The organism is Pseudomonas sp. 1L-B-1-E-C1, from assembly GCF_057291835.1.
This window is the reverse complement of sequence record NZ_JBXAWN010000026.1, coordinates 1-4,033: the sequence shown is the minus strand read 5'-3', so window position 1 is coordinate 4,033 and position 4,033 is coordinate 1. Positions and strand designations below refer to the sequence as shown.

Below are 4,033 nucleotides of genomic sequence, written 5' to 3'. Positions count from 1 at the left end.
CGCACGCCACTCACGGAAGAAAACTTTACCGGGCTGTTGAAGGCCTACCTGGAAAAAGAGGTGGTGGTATGAGCGTTTTAATGGGCGGGATCGTTGGCGGTCTCACAGCAAAACAACCCGATGCTCAGGCCATCATCAACGACTTCAAGAAGTGCCTGAAGGATTACCGCGAGCATGCCGAAGCCTGGTACGGCGGCATTCTGGATGCGGAGCAGCAGTTCAAGGTCGGTGATGAAGTCGGCACGGCGGACAAGGACAGCAAAAAGGAAAACACCCTTTATGCCAACTGTCCTGCGAACGGCAAGCTGGTGCTGGTCCATAGTTTCGAGTCCGCGCGTTTCGTGCCGATCGGCAATACGCCAGTTCAACTGACACCGGTCGTCAATGGCCGCTTCATCGGCAAAAACGAAGTTGGTCCAACCATCAATAAAACCATTGATGCATCAGGGATTCTTGAAGTCTCCGGGCTTACTCCCAATCAGCAGTACAAAATCACCTTCTTCCCGAATCCGACGCCTGCCCAGATCGACAGTTTGTTCAACTCCTACCAAGGCGTGATCGGCGAGTTGGGCGGCTGGCTACAAACCGAATGGAGCACCAGTTTCCTGCCGCTTTGGCAGGCACACACCGATGCCTCCCTTGGTGGTCGCGCCTTGCAGGAGCTGGAAGCGGCTTGGGAAGGGTTCATGAAAGCGATCATGGGATTGTGGGGCGATATCAAAAGTCTCTACGACCTCATCGCCCATCCTCGCGAAAACTACGAGAAGCTGAAAAACTTTTTCACTGAAGAACAGATCAAGAAAATCTACGACGCTTCTGCCGACGCTATTCACACTGCTTTGTTGATCGCTAGCGATGAGCCGCTGATGTGGATTTACGTCGCGGCAATTGTGGCTTGGGTGAAGATGCTGCCGCCGCAGACTTGCACCGAAGTGCTGGCGCAAATGTCGACAGAGTTCCTGCTGAACATTCTGATCGGCGTTGTATTGACTGGTGGTCTTGGCTTGGCCGTACGCGTGGGTACAAAAGCCGTCAAAGGAGTGCAAAGCAGCGGCAAAGTCATAAAGCTGATTGAAGACTTCACCGGCATGTTGATGAAAGTCAGCAAGTCCAAGGCGACGCCGCATACCGAAGCATCGAGGCCGTTGTTGCTCAATGGTGATTCGAAATTCAATCCGGCACGCAAAGCGGATGTTCAGATTGCGCCCCCCAAACCTGCAGAAACCGCGAAGGCGCCGGAACAGAAACACCCTGTCAGTGATGGGAAAGTGACTTCCGATGCGCAGATTCAGGCACGTAAAAAAGACGAGCCAGCATCGCGCATCGAGCAGGTAGAGGCCGTCGACAATGTCCCCGAACAGCCGAAGAACCCAGCGAAAAAACCTGCGCAATGCGTCGACGACACATGCTCAGACGGCGAACCGGTATCGATGGTGACCGGTGAAGAGCTACTGACGCTCACCGATGGGGAGCTGGGTGGTCTGCTGCCTTTCGATTGGACTCGCCTATACCGAAGCAGCGCAGTCGAAATTGATAGCCGCCTCGGCCATGGCTGGAGTCATTCGCTGTCTCATCGTTTGCAAATCGACGATGAGGGCGTGCTGTGGACGGACAACGAGAACCGGCAGACTCGTTTCCCGATGCCCACTGAACAGCGGCCGGCCATCACTAACAGCTTGGCTCAGGCAGCGATTTATCTAGGCAATGAGCCCGGCGAACTCATTTTGACCCAAGCCGGGGCGAAAACACGCTTCTACCATTTCCGTGCCGGTCGCCTGACAGCGATCAGCGATGCTTACGAAAATCGACTGCACATCAGTTATGACTTCGTTGATCGTATCCAGCGCATAGATAACGGCGCAGGGCGCGCCCTATTGCTACGCTACGAGGACAGACACATTGTTGCTGTCGACCAACAGCAACAACGCCCCGAATACAACGAGCGCGGCGAACGCCAAGACCCATGGCTGACGATTCATACCCTCGTCACCTACCGATACAACGCACTCAATCAACTGGTTTCTTCGACCAATGCGATCGGCGAAACCGAGCATTACCGCTACAACGATCAGCACGTCATCCTTGAGCGACAAATGGCCGGAGGGGCTAGCTTCTTCTGGGAGTGGGAGCGTGAAGGCAAGCTGTCTCGATGCGTGCGTCATTGGGCCAATTACGCACAGATGGAAGCGCGTTACGAGTGGGACGATAAAGGCTCAGTCATTGTCCATAACGCTGACGGCAGTGAGCTGGTCTATGTGCATGACGAAAATGCACGCCTGGTCAGTGAGACCGCACCCGACGGTGGTGAAACGCAGAACGCTTACGACGATCAAGGTCGACTGATCGCCGTTAGAGATCCCATGGGAGCGATCACCGAGTATCAGTACAGCGATGCCGGACGCTTGATTGCGGTGATTCCACCGGAAGGTGTTCCGACGCGCTACAACTACTTCAACGGTCAACTTATTGATGTCCAGCGCGGCAAGGCCCGCTGGAAATACGAACGCAACCGCCAGGGCGACATTACCCAACAAACCGATCCTGACGGCAACGAGACCTTCTACAGCTATGACCGTCAGGGACGCTTGCTGGAGATCCGTCACCCCGACGGCAGTCGTCATCAATTGGGCTGGAACAATCTCGGCCAGTTGTTGGAAGAGCGCCTGCCGGACGGCGGTCAACGAAAATACCGCTACGATGCCCTCGGCCGGCAAATCACTCGCCAGGACGAATTCGGTGCGATCACCCAATACCAATGGGACGCCGTCGACCGTCTGATCCAAGTCACCCTGCCCGGCGGCGCCACACGTGCGTTTACCTACAACCCGTATGGCCGCGTCACCGCCGAACGCGACGAGCTCGGCCGTATCACCCGCTACGAATACGCCGACAACCTGCATCTGGTCAGCCGCCGCATTAATCCCGACGGCAGCCAACTGCGCTACCGCTACGACAACTCGCAACTCAACCTCACCGAGATCGAAAACGAGCGCGGCGAACGCTATCAACTCGATTACCACCCGAACGGCCTGATCCAGCAGGAAACCGGCTTCGACGGCCGCCGCACCGCGTACGAATACGACCTCAACGGCCAACTGCTGAAGAAAACCGAGTTCGGCGATGACGGTAGCGAACTGGTTACCGAATACCAGCGCGACGCCGCTGGCCGTTTGCTGGTCAAGAAGCTGCCCGATGGGGAAGAAATTCATTACAGCTATGACGCGCTGGGTCGATTGGTTAACGTCGACGACGGCCATTGGCCGCTCGCTTATGAATACGACGTGCAAGATCGCTTGATCACCGAGCATCAAGGTTGGGGCACCACGCGTTACGCATACGACAACGTCGGTCAGCTCAGCCACTGCCGTCTGCCGGATGGCTGCACGCTCGATTACCGTCATTTGTCCGGTGGACGCCTGAGCAGTATCGACCTGAACGGTTCACGCCTGACCTCTCACCAATTCAGCGCTGGTCGCGAACAACAACGCCAACAAGGGTTGCTGCTCAGCCAATACCAATACGATGAACAGGGCCGCCTGCAAGCGCACAGCGTCAGCCAGCGGGAAAAACACCTGTTCCAGCGTCGCTACAACTACGATGCCAACGGCAATCTCGCCGGCATTAACGACAGCCGCAAAGGTGACCGCCGCTATCACTACGATCCACTGGATCGCCTGATCAACGTGCGCGGTGCTATGCCTGAGAGCTTCGCCCATGACCCGGCAGGCAACCTGCTCAGCCAAAATGAACTGCCCGCAGCCAACCTCGCCAACGTCAAAGGTAATCGCTTGCTGATGCAAGGCGACCGCCACTACGATTACGACGCCTACGGCAACCTCATCCGCGAAAGTCGCGGCACCGGCAAGAAGCTCGTCACCGAGTACCGCTACGACTGCCAACACCGCCTGGTCGGGGTCAGCCTGCCGGGTGGCAGCACCGCATCCTACAAATACGACGCCTTCGGCCGCCGCATCGAGAAAACCGTTGACGGCCACACCACTGAATTCCTCTGGCAAGGCGAACGCCTCATCGC

At 56.7% G+C, this 4,033-nt stretch carries 1 protein-coding gene; it reads left to right on the top strand.

Going from position 1 to position 4,033, the window contains the following annotated elements; translation table 11 throughout:
* Positions 1-68 precede the first annotated feature (68 nt).
* The coding region (locus AC0Z4S_RS26380; RefSeq protein ID WP_485625099.1) for a DUF6531 domain-containing protein at positions 69-4,033 on the top strand (3,965 nt) is incomplete at its 3' end.